A 22,710-nucleotide genomic window follows, 5' to 3' on the forward strand; every position below is an offset into this window, starting at 1 on the left:
TTTACAATAGAAAGGATAAATATGAGACTGGACAAATACCTTAAAGTAACACGCCTCATCAAGCGCCGCACCGTTGCCAACGAAGCCTGCGACGCAGAAAAGATAGTCGTTAACGGCAAGGCTGCACGCGCTTCATACGACGTTAAGGTGGGCGACATAATAGAGATCAATATGGGTACACGCCCCCTCAAAGTAAAGGTCCTGAGCGTCACAGAACACGCTACAAAGGAGAATGCTGCGGATAACTATACCGTTATTGAATAAGGAAATGTTCAAGCCCCCGTGTGACTTCGGCACACGGGGGCTTTGATATTACTTGGTATTATGTAAGTCCCAGCGGAACGTTACAAGCTTTGACGCACGGGTGCAGTCAAGCATATTGTTGTTTTCAAGCTTATTGATGTCAAGGAAACGGTAATTCTGCTTTTCCTCCTTGCTTGCGCCGAATATTCCCTTCAGCTTAGACATTGCGCCGGCAGGCGACTTCTGAACTACCGCACCGAGGCGATGATGTTCACGCATGAAGGTTATTATATCTGCGGCAGATGTGAGGAGCTTGTCACCTACGTTGTAAACTCCGGAATATTTAGTAGAATCCGCATTCTTGATAAAGCAAAGAATAAAATCAACAAGATTGTGCACGCAGCAGAACTGAAAGCCGTATTGTCCCTGTCCGTACACGAAAAGCGAACCGTCCTTCGGGTCTGTGATCTTTACCATGAGATTATCGGTGAAATTGTGGGTATAAACAGGTGCAAACCTTATTATACAGCCGATTATCTCCTTATGGTGCTGCATTTCCGTAGCCATCATCTTCTCAGATGAGTACTTCATGCTCGCGTAATTTGTGATCGGTTTGAGATCGCTGTCCTCGCGTATAGGTTCGCGGGACTTGGTGATCTGATAGATCTGAGAAGTACTGAGCATAACTATTTTCTTTATCGTCGATGTTACCGCATAGTGATAGATGAATTTGTCTGCAGCGGCACACGCCTTCATCTCCCCTTCGGTTATAGTCGGCGGGAAATCGTTATCCACAGTGAATGCAGCGTGTACGATCGCCGAAAAGTCATACTTCTCAAAAAGCTCTGCAATGGTGTTCTTGTCAGCAGGGTCACACTCAACGAAGGTGTAGTTATCCTTGCCGTCGTTGTAGCCTGTTTCCTCCCTGTCAATAGCTATGACCTCATATCCCTTCTTCAGCAGTCCTGAACAAATATGCTGACCTATTAGTCCGCATCCCCCTGTAACAAGCACTTTCTCCATGATCATAGCCTCCTTCCAAGCTCTAATTAACAAGATCTTAACCGCTTTTCGTTAATTATAGCATAATTTTGCACATTATTCAATAGTTAAACTAAAAAATTACATCTTTGCTTAGTTTTCGGGGTCTCATTCGACATCCGCAGCCTCGGGAGCTGCGTTTATCTTGTCAAGATACTTATCAACTGTTGCGTAAATGGATTCGTATGTCTCATTCCACGGTGTTCCTCTTGCAGCCTTTCTAAGACTGTCATCAAGAAGCTCGCCGCAGTCGTCGGATATGCCCTTTGATATGTCGATAACAGGATTTTCCTCCGCAAGCTCCTGCATACTATCCTTCATATCGAGCATTTCCTGTGTCCAACCGTAGTCTTCCAAGAATTGCTTATCAGCAAGTGCCTTTGTGTTCTCGTCCAGATGTGTGAAGCGCTTGCAGTCGAGGTACTTTGCCACGCCCTCGGGGTTTGAACCGCCGCTCACGAACATATAGGCTTCAAAGCCTGTGGGGATATAATATTCGTCAGCCTTTGGGTCCTTTGGCATAGGTACGAAGAACGCATCGTTTCCGAAGGTCTTGCTCCACTGAGCCTTTTCCTTGTAGAACTCATACAAGCCCGAAGGATAGAACAGCGTCTTGCCCTCGCCAATATATGCCGGGTGCTCCGTCCAGCCCAGGTCATCACTGCCAATAGCAACATAGCCTTTCTGACTGAGCTCATACATCCAGTTCTGAACACGCTCCATTGAAGGATTGCCGATATTGCTTATAAGTTTGCCGTTTTCGAGGCTTACGGGCGGAATACCTATGGTATTCATCAGTCCGAACTCGAACCACCAGCCGTCAATGCCGTACCTCTGATTGGGGATATCGACGTACTGTTCGAGCATACTCTCGAATGCGTCCCAGTCCCATTCGCCCTTTGCGAACAGTTCTGCGGGGTCCTCCAGACCTGCCTCAGCAACGGTCTTTCGGTTGTAGATCACTCCCACCTTGTCACCGGTAGCCTGAACTCCAGCCATATAGTGTTTGCCGTTCCACATAAAGCTGTCGTTAAGCTCCTTTACGTCCTCCCACAGGGGAGAACTGAAGTCGATGTAGTCATCGACGGGAGCGAATATCTTTTTTATAGCACCGTTTGGAAAAGCGTCGAGGTTTCCTCCATAGAAAAAGTCTATGCCCTCGTCGGAGTTTATATACTCCGCAAGCTTGTCATAACGGTTCTGGAATGTACATTTATAATACTTTACCGTGCCGCCGTAGCGCTCCTGGAATACTGCAAGATCGGTAGGAACGTTCTTGCCTGTGCCGTCGGGATTGATATCCCAGTCGGAAAGCCACTTTATAACACCGTTTTCAAGTTTGTCGCCTGTAAGAAGGTCAGATTCAGCGGCATTCTTATGTATCTCTTCTCTTACAGAATTATCGAGCTCCTTACTATACTTCGGCTTCTCGTCCTTGCTGCTGCATGAAAGAAGTGATGCAGGCATTGCAGCTATGAGCAATGCAGAAATGAAATACCTGATTTTTTTCATCATCTAACTCCTTTTAAGATCGCGCTTTTATTTTTGAACAGACCTTTAATTGCGTTTTTATCAATTATTGCGTTTTTCTTAATTATATCACTTTGTTACTATTTGTGTCAATATCTATTTTACATAGATTTTAGGACGATTTATAGTGATATTATCACATATTTCTGATTAAATAAATATCAGAAAGCATCTGTATTACGTACTATTTTTTACAAATACTGCCTGAAAGTCTGTAGGCGCAGCTGTCTTTCATTGTGCATATCGCACAGCTTCGCCTGCCCCGCTCAACAGGCGAGTCAGAAATGCCGATGACTGCCGTCACCGACTTTGAAGGGATAAGGAGACTGCTGTCCGTAACTGTCAGTCCTATGCGGCGCTGAGCGTTCAGTGCAAGGAGAAATCCGCGCTGCAGCGTTATCGGAAGGTCTCCGTAGCCAGGGCTGAACCGCCATGTCCTGTAGGTCGCAGCTTCCCTTGCGAATATCTCCTCCTCCGCCCTGTCGCAGACCTGTTCTATGGCTGCGCTGCATATGCAGTCAAGTGCGAGAGAATATGCCATATCCGTCACAGCTGCCTGTCGTATGAGCTTATCGGCTTCCTGCGAAAGAGTTGCCGCAAGGAGCACTGCTTTGTTGCAGCCCTTCATATGACGCTTTATGTCCTCCCCCGTCAGAGGCTCGGACATTGCACTGAGAAGAACTCCACCGTCTGTAACGGTCATATCAGTTTCAAGATAGACGTACTTGGGGCGCAGAGTCTCGCGTACCTGCTTTTCCGCCCTGTCAAGGAGCTCCGCAACTGCGCTGTCGGGCTCGCCCTTTACGCCCATATACCGTGCGGCTTCCGCCTTTGATATCGGCAGCAGCTCCATTACGCACCGATTATGCCCGATACGGCTTCGCTTATCTTGCGTGCAACGTAGGGCTTGTTCATAGTATAGAGATGTATGCCGTCAACTCCGCTCGCCACAAGGTCTACTATCTGGTCTACAGCGTAGGCTATTCCTGCGTCGCAGAGAGCCTCGGGACTGTGCTCATATCTCGTCATTATACGCACGAACTTCTTCGGCAGACTTGCGCCGCAGGTAGTTACCATACGCTCTATCTGATTTTTGTTGACAACAGGCATTATTCCTGCCTCTATAGGCACGTTTATACCTGCGATCGCAGCCTTTTCGCGGAACTCGTAAAAGCTGTCGTTATCAAAGAAAAGCTGGGTTATAAGATGATCGGCGCCTGCCTCCACCTTTTTGCGGAGATTCGTTATATCCTCTATGAGATTTTCTGCGTCGGGGTGACACTCTGGATAGCAGGCTCCTGCAATGTCGAAGCTGCCCTTTGTCTTTATGTAGCTTATAAGGTCGCTTGCGTGACGGAATTCGTCCACAGGAGGTATATCAGGATTGATATCGCCTCTCAGTGCGAGTATGTTCTCGATACCGCGCTCCTGCGCCTCGCTGAGCGCTGCGTCGATCTCAGCCCTTGTAAAGTTGATACAGGGCAGATGAAGCATTGGCGTAATGCCGCTCGCCTTTATTTTTGAAGCTATCTCCAGCGCATATTTGCTGTTTCCGCTGCCGCCTGCGCCAAAGGTTACGCTGATAAAATCGGGCTTGAGTCCGTTCAGCTCGTCGAGAGTCTCGTATATCACCTCTACAGGGCTCGTCTTTTTGGGTGGGAATACCTCGAATGAGTACACCGTTTTTTGGCCGAAAAGTTCCTTTATATGCATGATCTGCCCCCGTTCAGTCTATTGACCAGTCTATTTCTCCCATGCCCTTTGCGCGGAGAAATGCGTTCGCCTTTGAAAAGTGCCTGCACCCGAAAAAGCCGTTGTACGCCGAAAGCGGACTGGGATGTGCGGCTTTCAGTACAAGGTGAGCCGGATTTGTTATAAACTGCTGCTTTGCCTTTGCGTCGCCTCCCCAGAGCATGAATACCATTGGCTTTTCACGCTTGTTCAGGAGCTGTATAACATCTGTGGTGAAGTTCTCCCAGCCTATGCCGTGATGACTTCTTGCCTGATCGGCACGTACCGTGAGTACGGAATTGAGCAGAAGAACTCCCTCCTGCGCCCATTTTGTCAGCTCGCCGTGCTTGCCGAGGTTGTCGATACCTACATCGTCGCGTATCTCCTTGAATATGTTTATCAGCGACGGCGGCGGAGCTACTCCCTTGCGCACGGAAAAACTAAGCCCGTGAGCCTGTCCTTCACCGTGATAGGGATCCTGTCCTATTATAACGCATTTTACATCGTTGTACGCCGTGTACTTCATAGCATTGAATATGTCGTACATTCCAGGGTAAATACGCTGCGTCCTGTATTCGGTTATAAGCGTCTGCCTGAGCTCAAGATAGTATTCCTTGTCAAATTCACCCTTTAAAAGTTCGTCCCAGTCATTGTTGAAATTTACCATTTTTACACGTCCGTTTCTGTATACAAATACGGGGCAGCTTATGTGTGGTACACATACAAAAGTGTATGTTTATTATTGAGGGAAACCCTTTTGAAAAAGGGTTCTCCCTCAAACTCCCTTCCTAAAACTTCCAGCTTAAATTTTCCTAAACAGGTCACCCACCCAAAAACTAAAACGCTCTGTACATCTTACAATGGGCGTCCTGTTTAGGAAAATTTGGGTTAAAAGTCTTTGGAAAGGGGTTCGGGGAAGAACCTTTCCTCAGAAAGGTTTTCCCCGATAAATAAGTATAGGCTTCTGTATATGTACCGCACGTAAGTCGCCCTTTTATCAATTGAACACTGTATCCTCGTAATATTTGAACTTTACGAGGGTATTACGCTTATATGTAAGCGAGCCCTGCTGATTAAAGGGAATTTTGTCGTAAGCCTCTGCCGAGCACTCTATTTTCAGCTTCTGCCCCTTTCGGGTCACGAAAATAAGCTCATAGTACTCGTCGACGAGTCTTATCTGCCCCGAGCTTTCGATTATTCTCAGTCGGTCGTCGCTCTTTCTCACAAGGGTAGCCATTTCCACAATAGGCTCGGAGGTGCGCTTCTGTACGAACTCCTCTTCGGGAGCGGCTCTGCGCTGCGCGGGTGCGGCAGGAGCGCCTCTGTGCGGCGATCCTCCGTCCATTTCCTCCTCAGGCTGTTCCTCGAGGAATATTGACAGAAACCGTCTGAACTTGCTCTTGCTGCTGAAAAGCAGTATTATCAGTATGAGTATTACAACTATTGCACCTATCAGTATGAGCAGCTTCTTCAAAGGCGCTGAAATAGCGGTATGATCTGCCGCTGCCATAATGATGATATCGTTTAATAATGAGGTCATTTCTTTTTCTGCGCCAAAAGCGCAGCTCCTTTCGTTTATGGGCTCTTTATTGCAGGAGCTCCACTTATAATTATATATTGTCCTTTATATTATAATATATTTTTGCTATTTTTGCAAGTTTTTAATTGCAAATTTTTTGAAAACACGCAGTATCAGGTGAATTGAAAGGGTGCATGGTATACGTAAGCCAGCAACTTAAACTTATCATCTTGCATTTTGAGCTTTTTTGTGTTATAATCAATCGAATACGATTTACGGAGGACATTATGCAGAAAATTCTCGGTTATATGCGAAAAGCTATTCAGGAATACGGACTCATAAGCGACGGCGACCGCATTCTTGCAGGCATTTCGGGCGGCAAGGACAGCCTTGTGCTGATGCAGGGGCTTATACTCCTCAGGCGCTTTATCGGTATAGATTATGAAGTCGTGGGAGTTACCCTCGACATGGGCTTCAAGGACAGAAAGCCCGACTTCTCCCCTGTTGCGGAGCTTTGCAGCAGTCAGGGCGTGGAGTACCACGTTATCCCCACTCAGATAGGCGAAATAGTCTTTGATGTGCGTAAGGAGCCAAGTCCGTGCAGTCTCTGCGCGAGAATGCGCCGCGGAGCTCTTCACGACGCCGCAAACGAGCTGGGCTGCAACAAGGTGGCTCTCGGTCACAACTACGACGACGCTGTCGAGACCTTTGTAATGAACCTGTTTACTGAGGGGCGTATCGGCTGCTTTTCGCCAAGCACCTACCTCACTCATAAGAAAGTCACCGTTATCCGGCCGCTTGTGCTCGCTCCCGAAAAGGAAATACGCCGAGCCGCCCGCAAAAACGAGCTTCCCGTTGTGAAGTCTGTCTGTCCTGCGGACGGACACACAAACAGGCAGAAAACCAAGGAATTCCTTGCAGACATGGAGCGTAAAGACCACGGCTTCAAGGACAGGCTCTTCGGCGCCATGAAACGTGCCAACGTTGACGGCTGGGGCGGTATTGATTACACTCCGCCTGCAAAAAAAGACTAAAAAAGGCTCTCCAATGGAGAGCCTTTAATATTCAGTATGAATGGGGACTAATTAATTAGTCTTCCTTCTTTCTGAGAGCAAATGCTGTACCTACAGCGATTGCAAGACCTGCAACTGCGAGACCTGCACCCTGAACACCTGTCTTAGGTGAGTTGCCAGCCTTAGTTGTTGTCTTAGCAGCTGTTGTTGTAGTTGTAGTTGTTGAAGCCTTAGATGTAGTAGCTGAAGATGTAGATGTAGTTGTTGTTGTAGATGTTGTTGTAGTTGTTGTAGTTGTAGTAGTTGTAGTACTAGTTGTTGTTGTTGTTGGGCCCTTAACCTGGATACCACCCTGAACGATACCGTTTGTGAATACCCATGCCTGCATGAGCTGACCCTCTTCGTTCTGGTCAACGTTTGTGAAGAGGTCCTTAGCGTTCTCTGTGCTCTTGTAAGCGATCTCTACAGGGAAGAAGTCGCCGCCCTTAGCATCAGCAGGAAGCTTAAGGTCAAATGTCCAAAGAACACCGTCGTTACCGCTGTCCTTATCTGCAGATGTAGTTACGAAGAAACCGTTATTTCCGTCCTTCTCTTCTGTATAGCTGAGCTTCTTACCAGCGTCGCCTTTTTCAGCGTACTCACCGTCTCTCTGAACGAGCTCGAGTCTCTCATCGAACTGTACGTGGAGACCTGTAGGAGCATACTTGCCAGCAGCACCCTCAACGCTGAGGTTAAGAGTTACAGTTGAACCAGCAGCTGAAGCTTCGTCAACTTCCTTTGTCTCAATTGTAAGTGTAGGCTTAACTGTAGCCTTTGTAGGATCTAAACCTGCTAAGTCATAATCCTGACCAGCAGCCTTGGCAGCAAATGCTACCATAGCTGTACTTGAAACTGCTACAGCTGAAACAGCGAGTGCTGCAATAACACTCTTGAATGCATTCTTCTTCATTGTCATTATTTCCTTTCAGATATAATTTATATATGTTCTCTGCCGCCGCTAACGGCGGCAGATTAAACATTCATTTGGTTTTAGCGAATGAGATCACGACTCATCCTGTGCTTTTTCCTGAGCGTCCTTGTTTTCGTTAGGATCAGGAGTGATCTTGTCAACGATGTCCCAGAGCTGCTTGTTTGTCATGCTATCATAGTCAGAAGAAGATCTCTTAGCGTAGAACTTGAGGATCCTTGAAGCATCGACAGCGTCGCAGGTTCTGTTGATCTTTCTTGTGAATCTTGTTACAGGCTTGTCAGCACCGGTCTGAACGTCGCTGAGGAATGCAGCGAGATCGTCATACGAGCTGCTCGGGTTGTTCTTGAGTATCTCATTGTTTGAAAGCTTTGTATCCGCAGGCTTATTACCTGTTGAAAGGGCTGCATAGTAACGGAGCACGAGTGAAGCATCAGCTGCATCTGCAATACCGTCGAGGTTTGTATCGCCCTTAACGCCGATGTAAACCTTCATTGTGAAAGGATCACCGACTGAGTCTGTAACTACCTCACCGTTGTAGTAAACGGGTATCTCATACTTAAAGGTCTTGTTTTCCTTGTTGTATGTGTTTGCAGGTGTTGCAGTACCGAATGTGATAAGGTTCATGTCTGCGTCTACAACAGCATTTTCCTTCTCAGCAACGATAACCTTGTTGCCGTCCTTATCAACGTAGCCTTCCTGATACTTACCGTGGATCTTAGCGTCCTTGATCTGTGACTTGTCGAAAGCTTCCTCAATGCTGTAATAGAATGAGTACTGCTCTACACTAGCCTCTAAGTAAGCGTTAAGAACTGTAGTTGTCACAACAGGCTCTGTTGTAGTAGTTGTTGTTGTGGTGGATGTGCTTGTATCAGAACCGCCCTTACCTGTAGTTGTGGTAGTGGTTGTTGTAGTTGTTGTTGTTGTGGAAGTTGTAGTTGTGTTTGTCTGAAGAACTCTCTCGAGCTGGAAATCAGCAGAACCGAACTTCTCTTCCTTTACGTTTGTAAGGTCGCCCTTTGCAGTGAGCTTCTTGTATGAGCTTTCATATGTATAGCCCTGCTTTGCAAGGGATTCCTTAAGCTCCTTGACTTCCTTTTCGCTGTCGGGGAATATAGCGATTGCTGTTCCCTTAGCGCCGTTTGTATCAACACTGATGTTCATAAGGCTGTCAGCGAACTGACCAAGCTCGTTAGCTGTGATGCTGAACTTGTTGTTTGCAACGTTCATAGCCTTCTCATAGTACTTGAGAACTGTGCTGTTTGCTGCGATATCAGTAGCTGTAGCGGGGAGCTGCTTGTTGATGCCGAGCTCCTTGTAGTACTTGTTGTTTGTGAGCTTATCGTTAGCATAAGAGATTGCATCAGGAACTGAAGCAAATGTCTTTGAGTGTGCACCGGCATTCAGGAGCTTTGTTACTCCGTTGTCTGCCTTTGTAGCAGCCTTGATGAACTTGTCAAGTTTCTCGTCGTACTTGCCCTGAATCGAATCTGCAAGGCTTGCGTCGAAGCTCTTCTTGATTCCCTCGTCGCCTGTCTTCTTGATGGACTCTAAAGCTGTCTTAGCGAACTCAGGAAGCTGTCCGAGGTAATATGTCTTACCGTCGTTGCACTTGTAGGTGAAATCAGCTGTAACTGTTGTACCATACTTGAGGTCAGAGCCGTTGATAACGAGCTTGAACGTACCGCCGATCTTTGTCTTTGAGAAATCGATGTCGCTGAACTTGATAGAAACATAGTCCTGGCTGATGTTCTTGATAGTATCGTTATCGATCTTAGCACCTTCAAGCTTTACTTCACCAAGAGTCTTTACTTCCTCATTTGCAAGATCCGGAATTTCATACTTCTCCGCGAGTTCCTTACGTGTATCCATATCGATGGTTGTAAGGTCGAGGTTCTTGAGGTCCTCAATGTCAACGCCCTCGGGAAGGAGTGAAAGATCCAGTCCCTCAGGGATCTTCGGAGCCATCTGACGTCCGGGAGCAGCCTGTGGTGCGGGCTTTGAAGAATCCATCTCGCTCTTGATGATCTCATTGAAATCAGGCTCTTCGATCTCGCCCTCGATTGTGAGGTTAAGATTCTCGTCGAGCTTGTATGTCACATTCTTGATGAGATCAAGTGCATACTCTGCAACATCCTTATACTGACCGGCATTGTTAATGATCTTCTCGGAATACTCCTTGATATCAATTGTTCCGGACTTTTCGCCCTGTCCAGCCATACCCTGTGTTAATTTCTTGTTCCACTTGGACACTGTCTCGTCTGCAGGGATATAAAGAATATCTTCAAGTGTTACACCTTTTTCTTCTGCCTGTACTTGTGCAGTTCCCTTTACCGCATTGATTGATACAGCATTTGTGAATGTTGGACACTGTGTGAGAGTCAGCGGAACAGCTGCTGCTGCTGCGATTGCTCTCTTGAATAATGAGTTCTTCATTGTTCTATACCTCTCTAACATTGTTTATTCCCCCTTTGCCCGAGACACGTCTTGGTCACAAGTGGCCCCGTGCATTAGGCTAAATTTCGGGACCAATTTCTGCATTTGAATACAACTTGCCCCAAAATTCATAACTACATTTTATCACATAAACAACAATAAGTCAAGCAAAACAGCACATTTTTATCAAAAATAATTGACGATTAATATTTGGGCTTTTTGTGCTTATTTCACAATATAGCCCTTAATGAACAGTAATATTTTCGTCCAATTGAACTTTCTGTAATATTTCTCCTCATTTCGATTCGATTTTTTGCTTTTCAGCATACATATTATATCATTTTGTTTTTGTTCTGTCAATCGGTAAATATTGAAAAAAAGCAGGCCATTCGGCCTGCTTTTTTATTAAGCTTAATCAGCTTTTATGATCCCTGCTCTTCACTTTTGCTTGGATTGATCTGCTGCCAGATAGTATTGCTTGATACTTCTGCAGCTGTTACAGATCTCATAGCATAGAATCTGAGGATCTTGGATGCGTCAACAGCGTCGATTACTCGCTCGCTCTTTGTCTGCTTCCAGTTTACTGCACTGTACTCGTTTTCGCTTACGTCACCGAGGAATGCAGCGAGCTGGTCAAATGCATCAGTAGGCTCGCTAACCTGATATGAACCTGATGTTGCAGCTGCTGTCTGGCACTTTACGCTATCAACTGTTGCACCTGTTGAAAGTGCTGCATAATATCTCTGTGCTATAGAAGCGTCTACTGCGTCACAGATGTTGTTAAGTGTGATATCACCCTTAACACCGATATATGCCTCGATAGAAAGTGCGCTGCCGCTCTCGTCTACGAGACGCTCAGAACCATAGTAAACATCTACGCTGTACTTGAAGTCAACTGCACTACCCTTGCCTACAACGTGAGGAACACTGTTATAAGCAGATTCAGGAGTTACATCATTGAAGTTGATCTTGCCAGTATCAATGTCCTGCTCTTCCTTGTGACCGTCATCGTAAACATCATAAATGTGGATAGTCTTGATCTGGCTCTTCTTGAAGCCGCCTGATACACTACCGTCATCGTGGCTGAAGTAGAAGCCTACCTCTGTCTCGATAGAAGCATATGTCTTTACATATCCAGCCTTCTTGGTTACAGTTGTTGTAGTTCCTGTTTCACTACCGCCATTATTTGTGGTTGTAGTAGAAGTTGTTGTCTTCTTAGGATCAACTGTTGTCGTTGTCGAAGTTGTTGTCTTCTTAGGATCAACTGTTGTCGTTGTTGAAGTTGTTGTCTTCTTAGAATCAACCGTTGTCGTTGTTGAAGTTGTTGTCTTCTTAGGATCAACTGTTGTCGTTGTCGAAGTTGTTGTCTTCTTAGGATCAACTGTTGTCGTTGTCGAAGTTGTTGTCTTCTTAGGATCAACTGTTGTCGTTGTCGAAGTTGTTGTCTTCTTAGGATCAACTGTTGTTGTAGAAGTTGTTGTCTTCTTAGGATCAGCTGTTGTCGTTGAAGTTGTTGTCTTCTTAGGATCAGCTGTTGTTGTAGAAGTCGTTGTCTTCTTAGGATCAGCTGTTGTAGAAGTTGTTGTAGAAGTTGTTGTTACCTTCTCAGTAGTAGGATTCGGATCACCCTTAGGAAGAACTGTGATGCTTCCCTTTACAGTGTAAATCTTTGAAGAGATATTTGCACTCTTCTCGCCTGCTACTACGAGATTCTTGATCTCTACAGGGATAACTTCGCCTTTTTCAGCGTTCTCGCTTACTGTGTAGATAAGCTCTGCAACAACGTCATCATTGCCTGCAGCCTTTAATTTGCTGTCAGCAAAGAGAAGTCTTACCTTGTCGTCGCTTGTCATAACCTCAGCACCGTAAGCTGACTTCTTGCCAACTTCTGCGAGAGTTGCATTGGCACCTGACTCCATATCGAACTGAGCGCCTGCGATAGCAAGTGCCTTGTTGTTAGGATCAAATACCTTGATCTCAACCTTAACCTGATCACCGGGTCTTGCATACACATTGTCAACTACCCAAGCGATAGACTTATCCTCGGGAATTACAATAGGAGCAGCTGTTGTTGTTGTGATCGGGAAAGAAACGGTTGTTGTAGTTGTTGTCTTCTTAGGATCAACCTTTGTTGTAGTAGTTGTTGTTACTACCTTCTTAGTAGTTGTAGAAGTTGTTGTTGTTCCGCCGATAGTGATAGAACCGTCAACAAGCTTAACCTTAGAAGAAATGTTTACGCCCTTTTCAGCACTTACAACTGTATCTGCCCACTTAACAGGGAATGTACCTGTTGTACCTGCGGGGATATCAAATATAAGTGTAGCGAATACATCGCCGTCCTTAGCTGTAGCGCCCTTTACTGCTGCGAAGAGATAAGTATTCTTCTCTGCGTTGGCAGCAAGTGAAACACCATAAGGCTTGCCTGAAGCTTTTTCCAGAGTGATAGGTGACTTAACGTCGATCGCAAACTGAGCGCCTGCAACTGCGAGGTCAGAGTTACCCTTTACCTGAACCTTGAGCTCAGCGCTTGTAGCGCCTGCCTCAACTGTAACGTCAGGAATCACCCATGATACTGCGTCAGCATCGGGATTAGAGCTTACTGTGATAGAACCGTCAACAAACTCAACGTTTGATGTGATGTTCTTGGATAAAGCGCTGCTGATAACTTCCTCAGCCCACTTTATGTCATATTTGCCTTCTGCACACTTTTCATCAACCTTGAATTCGAGTGTAACAACGGTCTTGCCGTTCTTAGCAGCTACTGAAGCTGAACCGGCCTTACCGAACATGATAACATTCTTGTCAAGATTCTTGCTGATAGAAGCGTCGTAAGCCTCTGACTTCTCAGAAACACCTACAAGCTTGATATCCTTTGATGCAGAATTGATAGCGAACTGTGCACCGGCAATTGCTACTGCTGCGTTAGCAGAGTCATCAACAACTGCGCTGAGCTTTACAGTATCGCCCGGCTTAGCGGTCTCGTTGCCGAGAACCCACTTGATCTTGCCTGTCTGCTGCTCATCAGCAGATTTAACTGTGATAGAGCCGTTTGTGAACTTTACCTTAGAGGTAATGTTCTTTGCTAAACCGTCACTTACAACCTGCTCTGCCCACTTAACATCGTAAGTACCAGCCTTACAATCTGTAGGAACAGTATATGTAAGTGTCATGATCTCAGCCTTATCAGCTGCAACAACGCCTTCCTTAGCAACCTTTGAGAAGAGGAAAGCAGGCTGTTCGCCCTTGTCATTGACTTCGATCTTAGCGTCATAAGCTCCGCCGTCCTTAACGGAATCGAACTTTACAGCCGAGCCAGCGTCGATAACGAACTGACCGCCTGCAACTCCTACAGCTGAGCCTTCTGCGTTGTTTACGTAAGCTGAGAGTTCAACCTTCTGTCCGGGAACAGCAGTAACATTGTCAAGTACCCACTCAACAGTTCCGTCAGCGTCTTTCTTGACATTGATAGCACCATCTGTGAATTTTACCTTGTCTGTTACATTCTTGCCGCCGGGAGCGCTTGCTGTGCTCTCAGACCACTTTACGTCATATTTGCCTTCCGCACAATCTGCGGGGATAGTGAATTTAAGAGTACCTACTACAGAATTCTGAGCAGCTACGATACCCTTTACACCACTAAAAAGAAATGTATTTTCGTCTGCGTTGGACGCGATCTCGTATCCATATGCATTTCCTGTTACGATAGAATTGAAAGCGATAGGTGAAGCAGCTTTGATCACGAACTGACCGCCTGCTATTTCAAGACCTGTGCCCTGAACAACTATCGGCATAGTCACGGTCTGACCGGGAGCTGCTGTAATTGTCGGGAGCTTCCATTCAACTGATCCGTCTGCAGCGAATGTCTTAGCAGAAACATCCAGTACTTCGCCCATACTAATGTTAGGCTGCTCGACAGTTAAACTGCCGGCAGCACTAACTGACGAAGCAAATGCACCTGTCATGAGCGAAGCGCTCATGACAACGGATGTAACTGCTGAAAGCAGTTTCTTCATCAGTGCATTTCCTTTCCGAGCATAAAGCTCTTATTAAATTAGTACGTTCTTATACTGTTCTCATTCGGGCTTGTTGATCTGCTTGAGGCAGTACTTGATGAGAGTCTCGCTATCTTCAGATGTGATACCCTTCTCGCCTGCAACGTCAGCATTGATCTTGCCCTGCTCTGTGAAGTAATCGATTGAGCTGTCAGAGATGTATGTGAGTACGAGTACAACGTCACAAACGTTTACGTCACCGTCTTCGTTTGCATCGCCCCAAACCTTCTTGCCGTCACCGCCGTTTGTCTTAGGTGCTGTTGTTGTAGAAGTTGTTGTTGTCTTAGGAGCTTCTGTTGTAGTTGTTGTTGTCTTCTCTTCCTTCTTAGTTGTAGTTGTTGTTGTAGTAGTTGTTGTTGTCTCTACTACAGGCTCATCGCCAACTACGATCTCGAGAGGAGCGAAGCTTGTCTTGTAGTTGAAGTTTGTGCTGTCCTTGAATACCTTGCACTGATCAGCAAAGCCGATTGTGTATGTGCCGTCCTTAGCGTCAGCGTCAACCTTAACCTTGAGTGTGAATGCAGCCTTTCCATCAGCAGGAACGATAGGCTCACCTGAATCGTCTGTAGATGTGAAGTTTGCACGGTACTCGTCAGGGTTTGTAGAAACTGCAGAACCGCCGCAAGCTGCTGACTTGCTACCGATCTGAGTGATTGTAAGACCCTTGGAAGCTGCGAACTGTACGTCCATAGCTGATACAGGCTTACCGTCAGCCTTTACGTTAGCAACAACTGTGATCTCGTCGCCAGCCTTAGCATTAACCTTTGTATTGCCCTTGTTGTCTGCGAATGTGAACTGGATGTCGCCGTCCTGAACTACAGTCTTAGTTGTAGTTGTTGTTTCCTGCTTAGGAGCTGTTGTAGTTGTTGTTACCTTAGGAGCCTCAGTTGTAACATCACCTGAACCGCCGCCTACCTTGATAGTAGCAGGAGCGAAGCTTGTCTTGTAGTTGAAGTTTGTGCTGTCCTTGAATACCTTGCACTGATCAGCGAAGCCGATTGTGTAAGTAGCATCCTTAGCGTCAGCAGGAACCTTAACCTTGAGTGTGAATGCAGCCTTTCCATCAGCAGGAACGATAGGCTCACCTGAATCGTCTGTAGATGTGAAGTTTGCACGGTACTCGTCAGGGTTTGTAGAAACTGCAACACCCTCGAGAGCTGTTGCCTTGCCGCCGATCTGAGTGATCTCAAGACCGTTTGTAGCCTTGAACTGAACGTCCATAGCTGATACAGGCTTACCGCCAGCCTTTACGTTAGCGTAGATTGTGATCTCTTCGCCAGCAGAAGCTGTGATGTCGCTGTTGCCGTTCTTATCAGCGAATGTGAACTGGATATCGCCGTCCTGAACTACAGGCTTAGTTGTTGTAGTCTCCTGCTTCTGAACAGTTGTAGTTGTTGTTACCTTAGGAGCCTCAGTTGTTGTAGCCTGCTCCTCACCATCGCCTTTAACAACGATCTTCATTGTCTCGAGATTGAGAGTCTTATCCTTAGTTGTGAATCTTGTCTTCTCGCCCTCTACGAGAGGTGATGGGTTGTCGTTTACGCCTGAAGCGTCTGTATTGTACTCACAGAACTTGATTGTGTATTCGCCTTCAGCGATATTAGCAGGAATAACTGTATCGAATACATAGAAAGGATATGAATCTGACTTTTCGCCAGCCCACTTGTAATCCTTACCGTTGTTTGTCCATGAGCAACCGATGAAGTAGTTGTCTGTGCCTGCTGCTGACTGGGATGAATCGATACCGAATACATACTTACCAGCTGCTGCATAGCCATCGAGATCATCGTATGAACCTGCAAATGAGATATAGCTGCTTGTTGAGAATGTATCTCCGCCAAGTGTGTACTCCTTCTCAGAGTCTGTATAACCTTCCTTAGTAGGATTATAAAGCTTGAAAGAGATGTCCTTGGAGTCTGTTGTGATAGCAACGAGAAGAGAATCTGTCTTGTTGGTACCCTCTGAATAATATACAGCAGAAGGGATAACATAACCGTCTGCGGGGATATCCTTCTTGTTGATTGTTATGGAGGACTTAGCATCAGAAGCAGCCGGCTTGCTGATGTCATATGTTTTAATAGCAAAGCCCTTGGAAGCGTCTGCAGCACCTACAGTTGCAGGAACTACTGCGCTTACCATTGATGCAGCCATACACAGTGATGTGACTGCAGAAATTAACTTTTTCATTTGTAATAATTCCTTTCTTTAGGTTTTTACGCCTATTAATAAAACATAAATTGGGTTTGTATTCCTTTGTAAGGGGGACAAATCAGATAATCTCGGATCAGAGCTCTTTAATGCTCTTGAGCAGGTACTTCTGGATCTTGAGTGCATCGTTAGATGTAAGACCCTTTACTTCTTCATCAACATCGCCGTTGAGCTTGCCCTGTTCAGTAATGTGCTTGGAATCAGATCCGCTTAAGCCATACTTGTTGGGGTTTGCAAGACTCTGCATGATGAGAACAGCATCTCCCATATCTACTGTACCGTCACAGTTTGCATCACCGCGAACGATCTTTTCAGTTGGCTTTTCAGTTGTTGTTACAGCCTTGCCAACCGTAACGCTTCCGTTGCTAACACTTGTAGCGAGCTTTACAGGCTTACCGTCCTTCTCGTAGCCACAGCCGATGTCTCCGTTGGGAGAACCTGAACCAGCATATGTCTCACGATCAATAGGAACGATCTTGAGAGCTGACTCTGCACCATTTGTTGCACCGCTTGCTACAGTACCCTTGATAGTACAGAATACGCCGTCGCCCTTGAGCCAATATGAAGCGTCATCAGTAGAAGTCGACCAGATCATGCTCACAAAGCCCTCTTTTGAATTGATAGAGCTTTCAAACAGCGGGGAAAGAGAAGCTGACTTGTCAGCAGACTCTGCGCTCTTGTTTATGAGAGCTCCCTGTTCAACTGATTTAATTGTGAGTACCTTGCTGTCATAGGTAACAGCAAAGTCAAGTGCCTGGATACCGGAAGATGGGATATCAGCTAATGATACGTCCACCGAAAATTCTGCACCTGCCTCTGCATTAGTTTTGCCAACGGATATCTGCACTGTTTCGCCGGCAGCTACTGCAGGTGCAAGTGAGCAGACAGAAAGTGAAAGCATCGCAGCCAATGCTCCGACGACTACCTTTTTTGTCTTCATTATTTTTTCCTCCTTCTTCAATAATGTTATATAACAAAGGAACGGGTATGCCCCTTTTATTATATCTTGTCTTAATTCAGCGGCCCCCTGTCCGCCGTCCGCAAAACCGCGTCACCGATATACGAATGAAGCACGTGCCTGGCGGGCGGAAAACGCCGCTGCTGGTCATACAGACGCGACCTAAGCACTCTGAGCTGCGGTTCAAGCGGATCTATCCAGATCAAGCGTTTGTACACACTGCTCCGAAGCTCCCCTCTGATGTCAGTCCGTGACCACACCGCACTCTGCACGCAGTGGTTTTGTCCTAAGACGCATCACACTGCCGTGATGAGACACTTAATGCCAAGTCTATACTTATTCATGATTTCATTATATATCAGGTCTAATCAAAAGTAAATAGGTTCATATAGTTTTTGGTATTTTACATAAACAGTTAAAGTTATTTTTGCACGGTTTGCACAATCTCATTTTTTCTCAAAAACAGCGTTTCAAGCCTGTATTTGAACAAAAAATGAATTTATCAATTTATTTGTCGAGTTTGCGAAATTCAGTAGGAATTGCCTCGTCAATTATGCGATTTATAACGTTCCAGCCGAAGTCTGTATAAGTACCCTGCGGCACCGCATAAGGCAGTCCGTGACGCTCTGCAAGCTCGGGTGAATATTTGCTGTAAGGATAAACTTTCATGTTTGAAAATTCGCTCTCGTAGTGAACGATAGTGGGTATGCAGCCCACATTTTCAAGTCTCAGCTCATTCGTCTGACCGTCGATGACGATATCGAAATCGGGAAGCTCACCGACCACGTTGAAGTTGTCGGTCTGAGCACATATGAAATTGCCCATTGAGTAGTAGACAAAGCCCTTTGTTCCGTCATCACGCTCTATCCATTCCATTGTCTGGGCTGTATGCGTATGGCAGCCGAGTATGACATCTGCGCCCCAGTCCACCATTTTATCGGCGAGTTCACGCCTTTCGTCGGAAACGATAGTCGTATCCTCAGCGCCCCAGTGCGCCGAAACTATAACAACATCCGCAAGCTGTCTTGCTTCCTTGATCTGCCTCTCGATAACGTCCTCCTCGTCGTTCTTGATAACTCTGAGCGGCACGTCGTCAAGCAGCGCGTCGAAGCCGTTTATATGCTCCGCATAGGCAAGGAAAGCGATCTTTACGCCGTTGACCTCGCGGACGCGGATATTGTTCGCATCTTCCTCGTCAAGGTAAGCGCCCAGGACTGTAAGGTTATTCTCCGCTGCCTTTCTGTTCCAGAAATTTATGGATTCCTCCAGTCCGCTCGTACCCATATCGAGCAGATGATTGTTTGCCATTGTAAATACGTCGAAGCCGAGGTCTATCACCGCGTCAGCCACCTCGGGCGGCGAGTTGAATATGAGGACTCCGCCCTCTGCGCCTCGTATGCCGTTGCTCTCGGAGATGACAGTCTCCTGATTGAGTATTGCGACGTCGGCAGCCTCGATGAGGTACTTGACCTCAGAGTACATGGGCTTGAAGTCGTAGCCGTAGCCGCCTGCCAGTTTTTCGGCGTTCTTGAACACTGAATAGTGTATGAGGTTATCGCCTGCAGCCGTTACGTGAACGACCTTATCGGGCGGAACAGTCGTCTGCTCCTCCGTAGTTTCCTCGGGGACTGTTGTCACCGCTACTTCAGAAGTATCCTGCGGATCGTTGTTGGCTTTGCCGACTATAGTTCCGCAGCCGATGCCGCCTGCAACCAGCGCTGTCAGGATCGCCAGCGCCCCTGCGGCACGTCCTTTTCTTAGTTTCATAAAGGTCTCCTTTGTAAAAGCAGTATAAAAACAACATAAAATATACCGCTTTTCAATTCATATTATATCACATTATTTTTCATTTGGCAATTACAATTTGTATCAAACTTAAATGACTTTACAAGCTGTTTTATATTACAAAAGATTAAATTTTGGTTACAAACTGCGGATTTAAGCCAAATTCTCCTTTTGTAACTTTATCACTACCCGTTATTTGTGAGTTCATACGAATTTTTAACTGATAATTTGTGCAATCCGTCAAACTTTGTCATTTTTATCCAAATAGTATACATTTTTCTACACTTTGTTGATTTCACGCTGACGCTGTAACTCGATAAACTCTGCCGCAAGAGCTTCCGCTTCCGCATAAGATGAAAGCTGATAGCACCGGCCGCGGAACTTCGCCGAACCGTAGTAGCCGTTCATGTACCACGCCGCGTGCTTGCGCGCCTCATGCATTGCCAGCTCCTCGCACTTTTCGCTGAGCTCCAGTATCAGGCGTATGTGCTCAAGCATGACGTCCATTTTCTCCTCAAGAGTGGGCGGAGTATAGGCTTCACCGCGGAGCTGCGCCGCTATTTCGCGGAAAATGAAAGGATTGCCGTAGCTGCCGCGGCCTATCATAACGAGGTCGCAACCCGTCCGCTCGTACATATCCGCACAGGAACGGAAATCCGTGATATCGCCGTTTCCGATAACGGGAACGCTCACCGCGTTCCTGACCGCCTTTACCACGTTCATATCCGACTCGCCGCTGTAGAACATATCCCTCGTGCGCCCGTGGACTGCTATCGCAGCAGCTCCTGCCGCTTCAAGAGCCTTTGCCATTTCGGGAGCATTGATACTGTCGGCGCTCCAGCCGCTTCGTATCTTCACGGTTACGGGAGTGTCCCCTGCCGCTTTTACTGCCGCCTCCGCAACAGCCGCCGCAAGCTTCACATCCTTCATAAGCGCCGAGCCCGCACCCGTTCCGACGACCTTCGGCACAGGACAGCCCATATTGATATCTATGATGTCGGGAGCATAGTCAAGAACTATCTTCACCGCCTCCGCCATGAAATCAGGCTCGCTGCCGAAGAGCTGCACCGCCATTGGCCGCTCCTCATCCGTGACCGTACAGAGCTCCGCTGTCTTGCGGTCGCTGTAGCAGATTCCCTTTGCGGAAACCATTTCGCTGACCACGTAAGCCGCCCCGTACTTCTTGCACATGAGCCTGTAGGCGCGGTCGGCAACTCCCGCCATGGGTGCAAGAGCAGCAGTCCGCTCAATGCTGACCTTACCTATTTTCAAAGTATCACTCATTTTGCTGCTCCGCAGGTTTACCGTCCTTGTTGCGGAAAACAAATATCTTGCTGATAACGTAATTGAGTATGAGGACCACAACGTTAGCAAGCGCCTTTACCAGCCAGAAATTCTTGCCTATCATGCCGAATCCGACGTGTATCATCACCCATTCCACTGCAAGGGTAAAAACTCTGCCGCCGTAGAACTTTCCTGCCTCTGCAACTATGTTTTTGAAGCCCTTTGCATTGGACTCGAACACCCATAACTTATTTGTGATGTAAGCAAATGTGACCGAGCAGACCCACGAAAATACGGTGCTTATATCTCCTATAGACTTCGTGCTGTAGCCTCCTGCGTTTTCGAGGACAGTCTTTGCCAGCCCTGCTGTCAGAAAGCTTACAGCAGTGGTAAGGACTCCGAAAACAAGGTACAGCCATTTCTCCTCATATTTGTAGTATATTTTCTGAAGCGGCTTCGGAAGTATCGAAACGCACCACTTGATGAACTTTTCCATTATCAATATCCTTTCATATTACAATGCCTTATTATAATAGCAGTTTACGAAAGAAAATGCAAGCCCTTTCGGGTGTTTTTGTAGTTTTTTTGAAATTTTCACTGAGTTTGCCCCCTTACACATACAATAATCGCTGTCAGTGCGGAAATTGTTACACATTTCATCTGTAAATATAAAAAAACCGCAGCTGTGATATTACATTTCGTACAAAGCTCTATTCACATTATACTAAGAGGGGACATCTTTTTTGTGAAATACTAATATTGTATATAACAAAAAATTGTGATATAATAACAAATGTATTAATCATTTCGCTTATTTAAGTTATCGGTGCGAAATGCTGATACTTGTCAAAGCTCTGTTTTCATTTCACAGCTAACCGCTGCGAAATCAAGAAAGCTCCCTTATGGGAGCTTTTTTATGTCCGCAGCATCGTCATTATATACAATGCCGCAATTTTTGCACGAGTTCCAATTGTTTGATTCTACAATATTTAAAGCCGCACTTTAAAAACTTATTGACACGCTTTAAAATACGTGCTATAATGCATACATCAGCTGATAGAAACTTTAAAAACTTAAAGTAGCACTTTAAAAAAGGAGATGCTGTTATGAACAAAATGATATCCGAAAAACTAAAAAAACGTACCTTTATCGACACTGTACTGAGCTGTATTCTCTGCTTTGTCGCCCTCGGAGCTGCTATATGGCAGTTCATAAGATTTCTGGACCATACAAATATGAAGGAGTACCTGACCAACAGTCTCTGCTCTCTTTTAATATTCGCCGAGCTGGGACTTCTTGCGCTGATACTGCTTGAAATACGCAAAACAGGCAAGCCCTTTTCAAAGAAGATCATAGCAAAGCTCCGCATTATGGCAGTTATCCTGTTTGCGGGCGGTCTTATCCCCTCCTGTTCGACTATACCCGTTGACGACAGTCAATATGCAATGGCCATATCTTTTAATATGCAGAATATCCTTATAATCGCAGCAGGCGTCATAATCGGCATTATATCCGAGGTTTTCGTCTATGGTCTCAGTCTTCAGGAAGACAACGACCTGATAGCGTAAAGGCGGTGCGGAATGGCTATAATAATCAGACTTGACAAAATGATGGCTGACCGAAAAATGTCGCTGAACGAGCTCGCCGAAAGAGTGGGTATGACCAATGTCAACCTTTCCAACCTGAAAACAGGCAAGATGAAGGGTATCCGCTTCGAGACCATGAACGCTATATGCGAGGCTCTCGACTGTCAGCCCGGCGACCTTTTTGAGCATACCAAGGACTGAAGCAAGCTCCCCTCACGGGTAATGTCATTAAGCTAAGGAAAAGTAAAATAATCACAGGAATCAAAAAGATCCTGTGATTATTTTTTTTGTATATAATGTAAATTTTTGCAAAAAGGTATTGACAAATAGCCAAAAATGTGCGGCGCAGCTAATCAG

18 protein-coding genes are annotated in these 22,710 nt (G+C 46.1%); 4 read left to right on the plus strand and 14 right to left on the minus strand.

All coding sequences use genetic code 11. The annotated features are described in order from the left end of the window. Nucleotides 1–21 precede the first annotated feature (21 nt). Entirely contained in the window at nt 22–264 is a 243-nt protein-coding gene (locus IKW96_RS14705; protein ID WP_019678992.1) for an RNA-binding S4 domain-containing protein, read from the plus strand. A 48-nt stretch (nt 265–312) separates the two neighbouring features. On the opposite strand, the gene IKW96_RS14710 is transcribed toward IKW96_RS14705, so the two are convergent. The 6 genes from IKW96_RS14710 to IKW96_RS14735 all read right to left on the minus strand — a co-directional run bounded on the left by IKW96_RS14710 (nt 313) and on the right by IKW96_RS14735 (nt 6,085). Beyond that, nucleotides 313–1,266, minus strand: coding sequence for an NAD(P)-dependent oxidoreductase (locus IKW96_RS14710; protein WP_296576607.1), 954 nt, complete (start codon nt 1,264–1,266; stop codon nt 313–315). Nucleotides 1,267–1,392: 126 nt separating this feature from the next. After that, nucleotides 1,393–2,796, minus strand: a complete 1,404-nt coding sequence (locus tag IKW96_RS14715) for an ABC transporter substrate-binding protein (protein WP_296576609.1) — start codon at nt 2,794–2,796, stop codon at nt 1,393–1,395. A 202-nt stretch (nt 2,797–2,998) separates the two neighbouring features. After that, complete coding sequence (locus tag IKW96_RS14720) at nt 2,999–3,667, minus strand: vitamin B12 dependent-methionine synthase activation domain-containing protein (RefSeq protein WP_296576611.1); 669 nt, start codon at nt 3,665–3,667, stop codon at nt 2,999–3,001. Beyond that, nucleotides 3,667–4,527: a methylenetetrahydrofolate reductase [NAD(P)H] gene (gene metF, locus IKW96_RS14725; RefSeq protein WP_296576614.1), complete on the minus strand. Its 861-nt coding sequence runs from the start codon at nt 4,525–4,527 to the stop codon at nt 3,667–3,669. The genes IKW96_RS14720 and metF overlap by 1 nt, the downstream gene beginning before the upstream one ends. A 13-nt stretch (nt 4,528–4,540) precedes the next feature. Continuing rightward, nucleotides 4,541–5,212: a uracil-DNA glycosylase gene (locus IKW96_RS14730; protein ID WP_296576616.1), complete on the minus strand. Its 672-nt coding sequence runs from the start codon at nt 5,210–5,212 to the stop codon at nt 4,541–4,543. A gap of 330 nt (nt 5,213–5,542) precedes the next feature. After that, the gene (locus IKW96_RS14735; RefSeq protein ID WP_296576618.1) at nt 5,543–6,085 is read right to left on the minus strand and encodes a hypothetical protein; all 543 of its coding nucleotides are present in this window, start codon (nt 6,083–6,085) and stop codon (nt 5,543–5,545) included. 266 nt (nt 6,086–6,351) lie between these two features. Here IKW96_RS14735 and IKW96_RS14740 point away from each other — a divergent pair, with 266 nt between their 5' ends. After that, a complete protein-coding gene (locus IKW96_RS14740; RefSeq protein WP_296576620.1) occupies nt 6,352–7,098 on the plus strand; it encodes an ATP-binding protein in 747 nt (248 codons plus the stop codon). A 55-nt stretch (nt 7,099–7,153) separates the two neighbouring features. Here the strand turns inward: IKW96_RS14740 and IKW96_RS14745 are convergent, their stop codons facing one another. The 8 genes from IKW96_RS14745 to IKW96_RS14780 form a co-directional block, all read right to left on the minus strand. Further along, complete coding sequence (locus IKW96_RS14745) at nt 7,154–8,026, minus strand: NPXTG-anchored protein (protein ID WP_296576622.1); 873 nt, start codon at nt 8,024–8,026, stop codon at nt 7,154–7,156. A gap of 93 nt (nt 8,027–8,119) precedes the next feature. After that, on the minus strand, nt 8,120–10,480 hold the full coding sequence (locus tag IKW96_RS14750) for a hypothetical protein (RefSeq protein ID WP_296576624.1): 2,361 nt from the start codon (nt 10,478–10,480) through the stop codon (nt 8,120–8,122). A gap of 422 nt (nt 10,481–10,902) precedes the next feature. Continuing rightward, nucleotides 10,903–14,493: a cohesin domain-containing protein gene (locus IKW96_RS14755; protein ID WP_296576626.1), complete on the minus strand. Its 3,591-nt coding sequence runs from the start codon at nt 14,491–14,493 to the stop codon at nt 10,903–10,905. 60 nt (nt 14,494–14,553) lie between these two features. Further along, entirely contained in the window at nt 14,554–16,719 is a 2,166-nt protein-coding gene (locus tag IKW96_RS14760; RefSeq protein WP_296576627.1) for a dockerin type I domain-containing protein, read from the minus strand. 97 nt (nt 16,720–16,816) lie between these two features. Then, the gene (locus IKW96_RS14765; protein WP_296576630.1) at nt 16,817–17,680 is read right to left on the minus strand and encodes a cohesin domain-containing protein; all 864 of its coding nucleotides are present in this window, start codon (nt 17,678–17,680) and stop codon (nt 16,817–16,819) included. Nucleotides 17,681–18,205: 525 nt separating this feature from the next. Continuing rightward, a complete protein-coding gene (locus IKW96_RS14770) occupies nt 18,206–19,465 on the minus strand; it encodes a CapA family protein (RefSeq protein ID WP_296576632.1) in 1,260 nt (419 codons plus the stop codon). A gap of 297 nt (nt 19,466–19,762) precedes the next feature. Continuing rightward, complete coding sequence (gene dusB / locus IKW96_RS14775; protein ID WP_296576634.1) at nt 19,763–20,767, minus strand: tRNA dihydrouridine synthase DusB; 1,005 nt, start codon at nt 20,765–20,767, stop codon at nt 19,763–19,765. Beyond that, nucleotides 20,760–21,263, minus strand: a complete 504-nt coding sequence (locus IKW96_RS14780) for a GtrA family protein (protein ID WP_296576635.1) — start codon at nt 21,261–21,263, stop codon at nt 20,760–20,762. Before IKW96_RS14780 ends, dusB begins: the two co-directional genes overlap by 8 nt. A gap of 610 nt (nt 21,264–21,873) precedes the next feature. On the opposite strand from IKW96_RS14780, the gene IKW96_RS14785 reads away from it, so the two are divergent. Both IKW96_RS14785 and IKW96_RS14790 read left to right on the plus strand, forming a co-directional pair. Continuing rightward, on the plus strand, nt 21,874–22,335 hold the full coding sequence (locus IKW96_RS14785) for a DUF2975 domain-containing protein (protein WP_296576636.1): 462 nt from the start codon (nt 21,874–21,876) through the stop codon (nt 22,333–22,335). A gap of 12 nt (nt 22,336–22,347) precedes the next feature. Further along, a complete protein-coding gene (locus IKW96_RS14790; RefSeq protein WP_295078593.1) occupies nt 22,348–22,554 on the plus strand; it encodes a helix-turn-helix transcriptional regulator in 207 nt (68 codons plus the stop codon). Nucleotides 22,555–22,710 lie beyond the last annotated feature (156 nt).

The sequence above is a fragment of the Ruminococcus sp. genome (genome assembly GCF_017549005.1).
Taxonomy (GTDB): Bacteria; Bacillota; Clostridia; order Oscillospirales; family Ruminococcaceae; genus Ruminococcus.

What these genes read in the sequence shown, in the direction of transcription:
- metF (WP_296576614.1), bottom strand. Translation starts at nt 4,527, where the DNA reads ATGCATATAAAGGAACTTTTCGGCCAAAAAACGGTGTACTCATTCGAG.
- IKW96_RS14740 (WP_296576620.1), top strand. Translation starts at nt 6,352, where the DNA reads ATGCAGAAAATTCTCGGTTATATGCGAAAAGCTATTCAGGAATACGGA.
- IKW96_RS14730 (WP_296576616.1), bottom strand. Translation starts at nt 5,212, where the DNA reads ATGGTAAATTTCAACAATGACTGGGACGAACTTTTAAAGGGTGAATTT.
- IKW96_RS14780 (WP_296576635.1), bottom strand. Translation starts at nt 21,263, where the DNA reads ATGGAAAAGTTCATCAAGTGGTGCGTTTCGATACTTCCGAAGCCGCTT.
- IKW96_RS14715 (WP_296576609.1), bottom strand. Translation starts at nt 2,796, where the DNA reads ATGAAAAAAATCAGGTATTTCATTTCTGCATTGCTCATAGCTGCAATG.
- IKW96_RS14760 (WP_296576627.1), bottom strand. Translation starts at nt 16,719, where the DNA reads ATGAAAAAGTTAATTTCTGCAGTCACATCACTGTGTATGGCTGCATCA.
- IKW96_RS14765 (WP_296576630.1), bottom strand. Translation starts at nt 17,680, where the DNA reads ATGAAGACAAAAAAGGTAGTCGTCGGAGCATTGGCTGCGATGCTTTCA.
- IKW96_RS14755 (WP_296576626.1), bottom strand. Translation starts at nt 14,493, where the DNA reads ATGAAGAAACTGCTTTCAGCAGTTACATCCGTTGTCATGAGCGCTTCG.
- IKW96_RS14785 (WP_296576636.1), top strand. Translation starts at nt 21,874, where the DNA reads ATGAACAAAATGATATCCGAAAAACTAAAAAAACGTACCTTTATCGAC.
- IKW96_RS14720 (WP_296576611.1), bottom strand. Translation starts at nt 3,667, where the DNA reads ATGGAGCTGCTGCCGATATCAAAGGCGGAAGCCGCACGGTATATGGGC.
- IKW96_RS14735 (WP_296576618.1), bottom strand. Translation starts at nt 6,085, where the DNA reads ATGACCTCATTATTAAACGATATCATCATTATGGCAGCGGCAGATCAT.
- IKW96_RS14745 (WP_296576622.1), bottom strand. Translation starts at nt 8,026, where the DNA reads ATGAAGAAGAATGCATTCAAGAGTGTTATTGCAGCACTCGCTGTTTCA.
- IKW96_RS14790 (WP_295078593.1), top strand. Translation starts at nt 22,348, where the DNA reads ATGGCTATAATAATCAGACTTGACAAAATGATGGCTGACCGAAAAATG.
- dusB (WP_296576634.1), bottom strand. Translation starts at nt 20,767, where the DNA reads ATGAGTGATACTTTGAAAATAGGTAAGGTCAGCATTGAGCGGACTGCT.
- IKW96_RS14750 (WP_296576624.1), bottom strand. Translation starts at nt 10,480, where the DNA reads ATGAAGAACTCATTATTCAAGAGAGCAATCGCAGCAGCAGCAGCTGTT.
- IKW96_RS14770 (WP_296576632.1), bottom strand. Translation starts at nt 19,465, where the DNA reads ATGAAACTAAGAAAAGGACGTGCCGCAGGGGCGCTGGCGATCCTGACA.
- IKW96_RS14705 (WP_019678992.1), top strand. Translation starts at nt 22, where the DNA reads ATGAGACTGGACAAATACCTTAAAGTAACACGCCTCATCAAGCGCCGC.
- IKW96_RS14710 (WP_296576607.1), bottom strand. Translation starts at nt 1,266, where the DNA reads ATGGAGAAAGTGCTTGTTACAGGGGGATGCGGACTAATAGGTCAGCAT.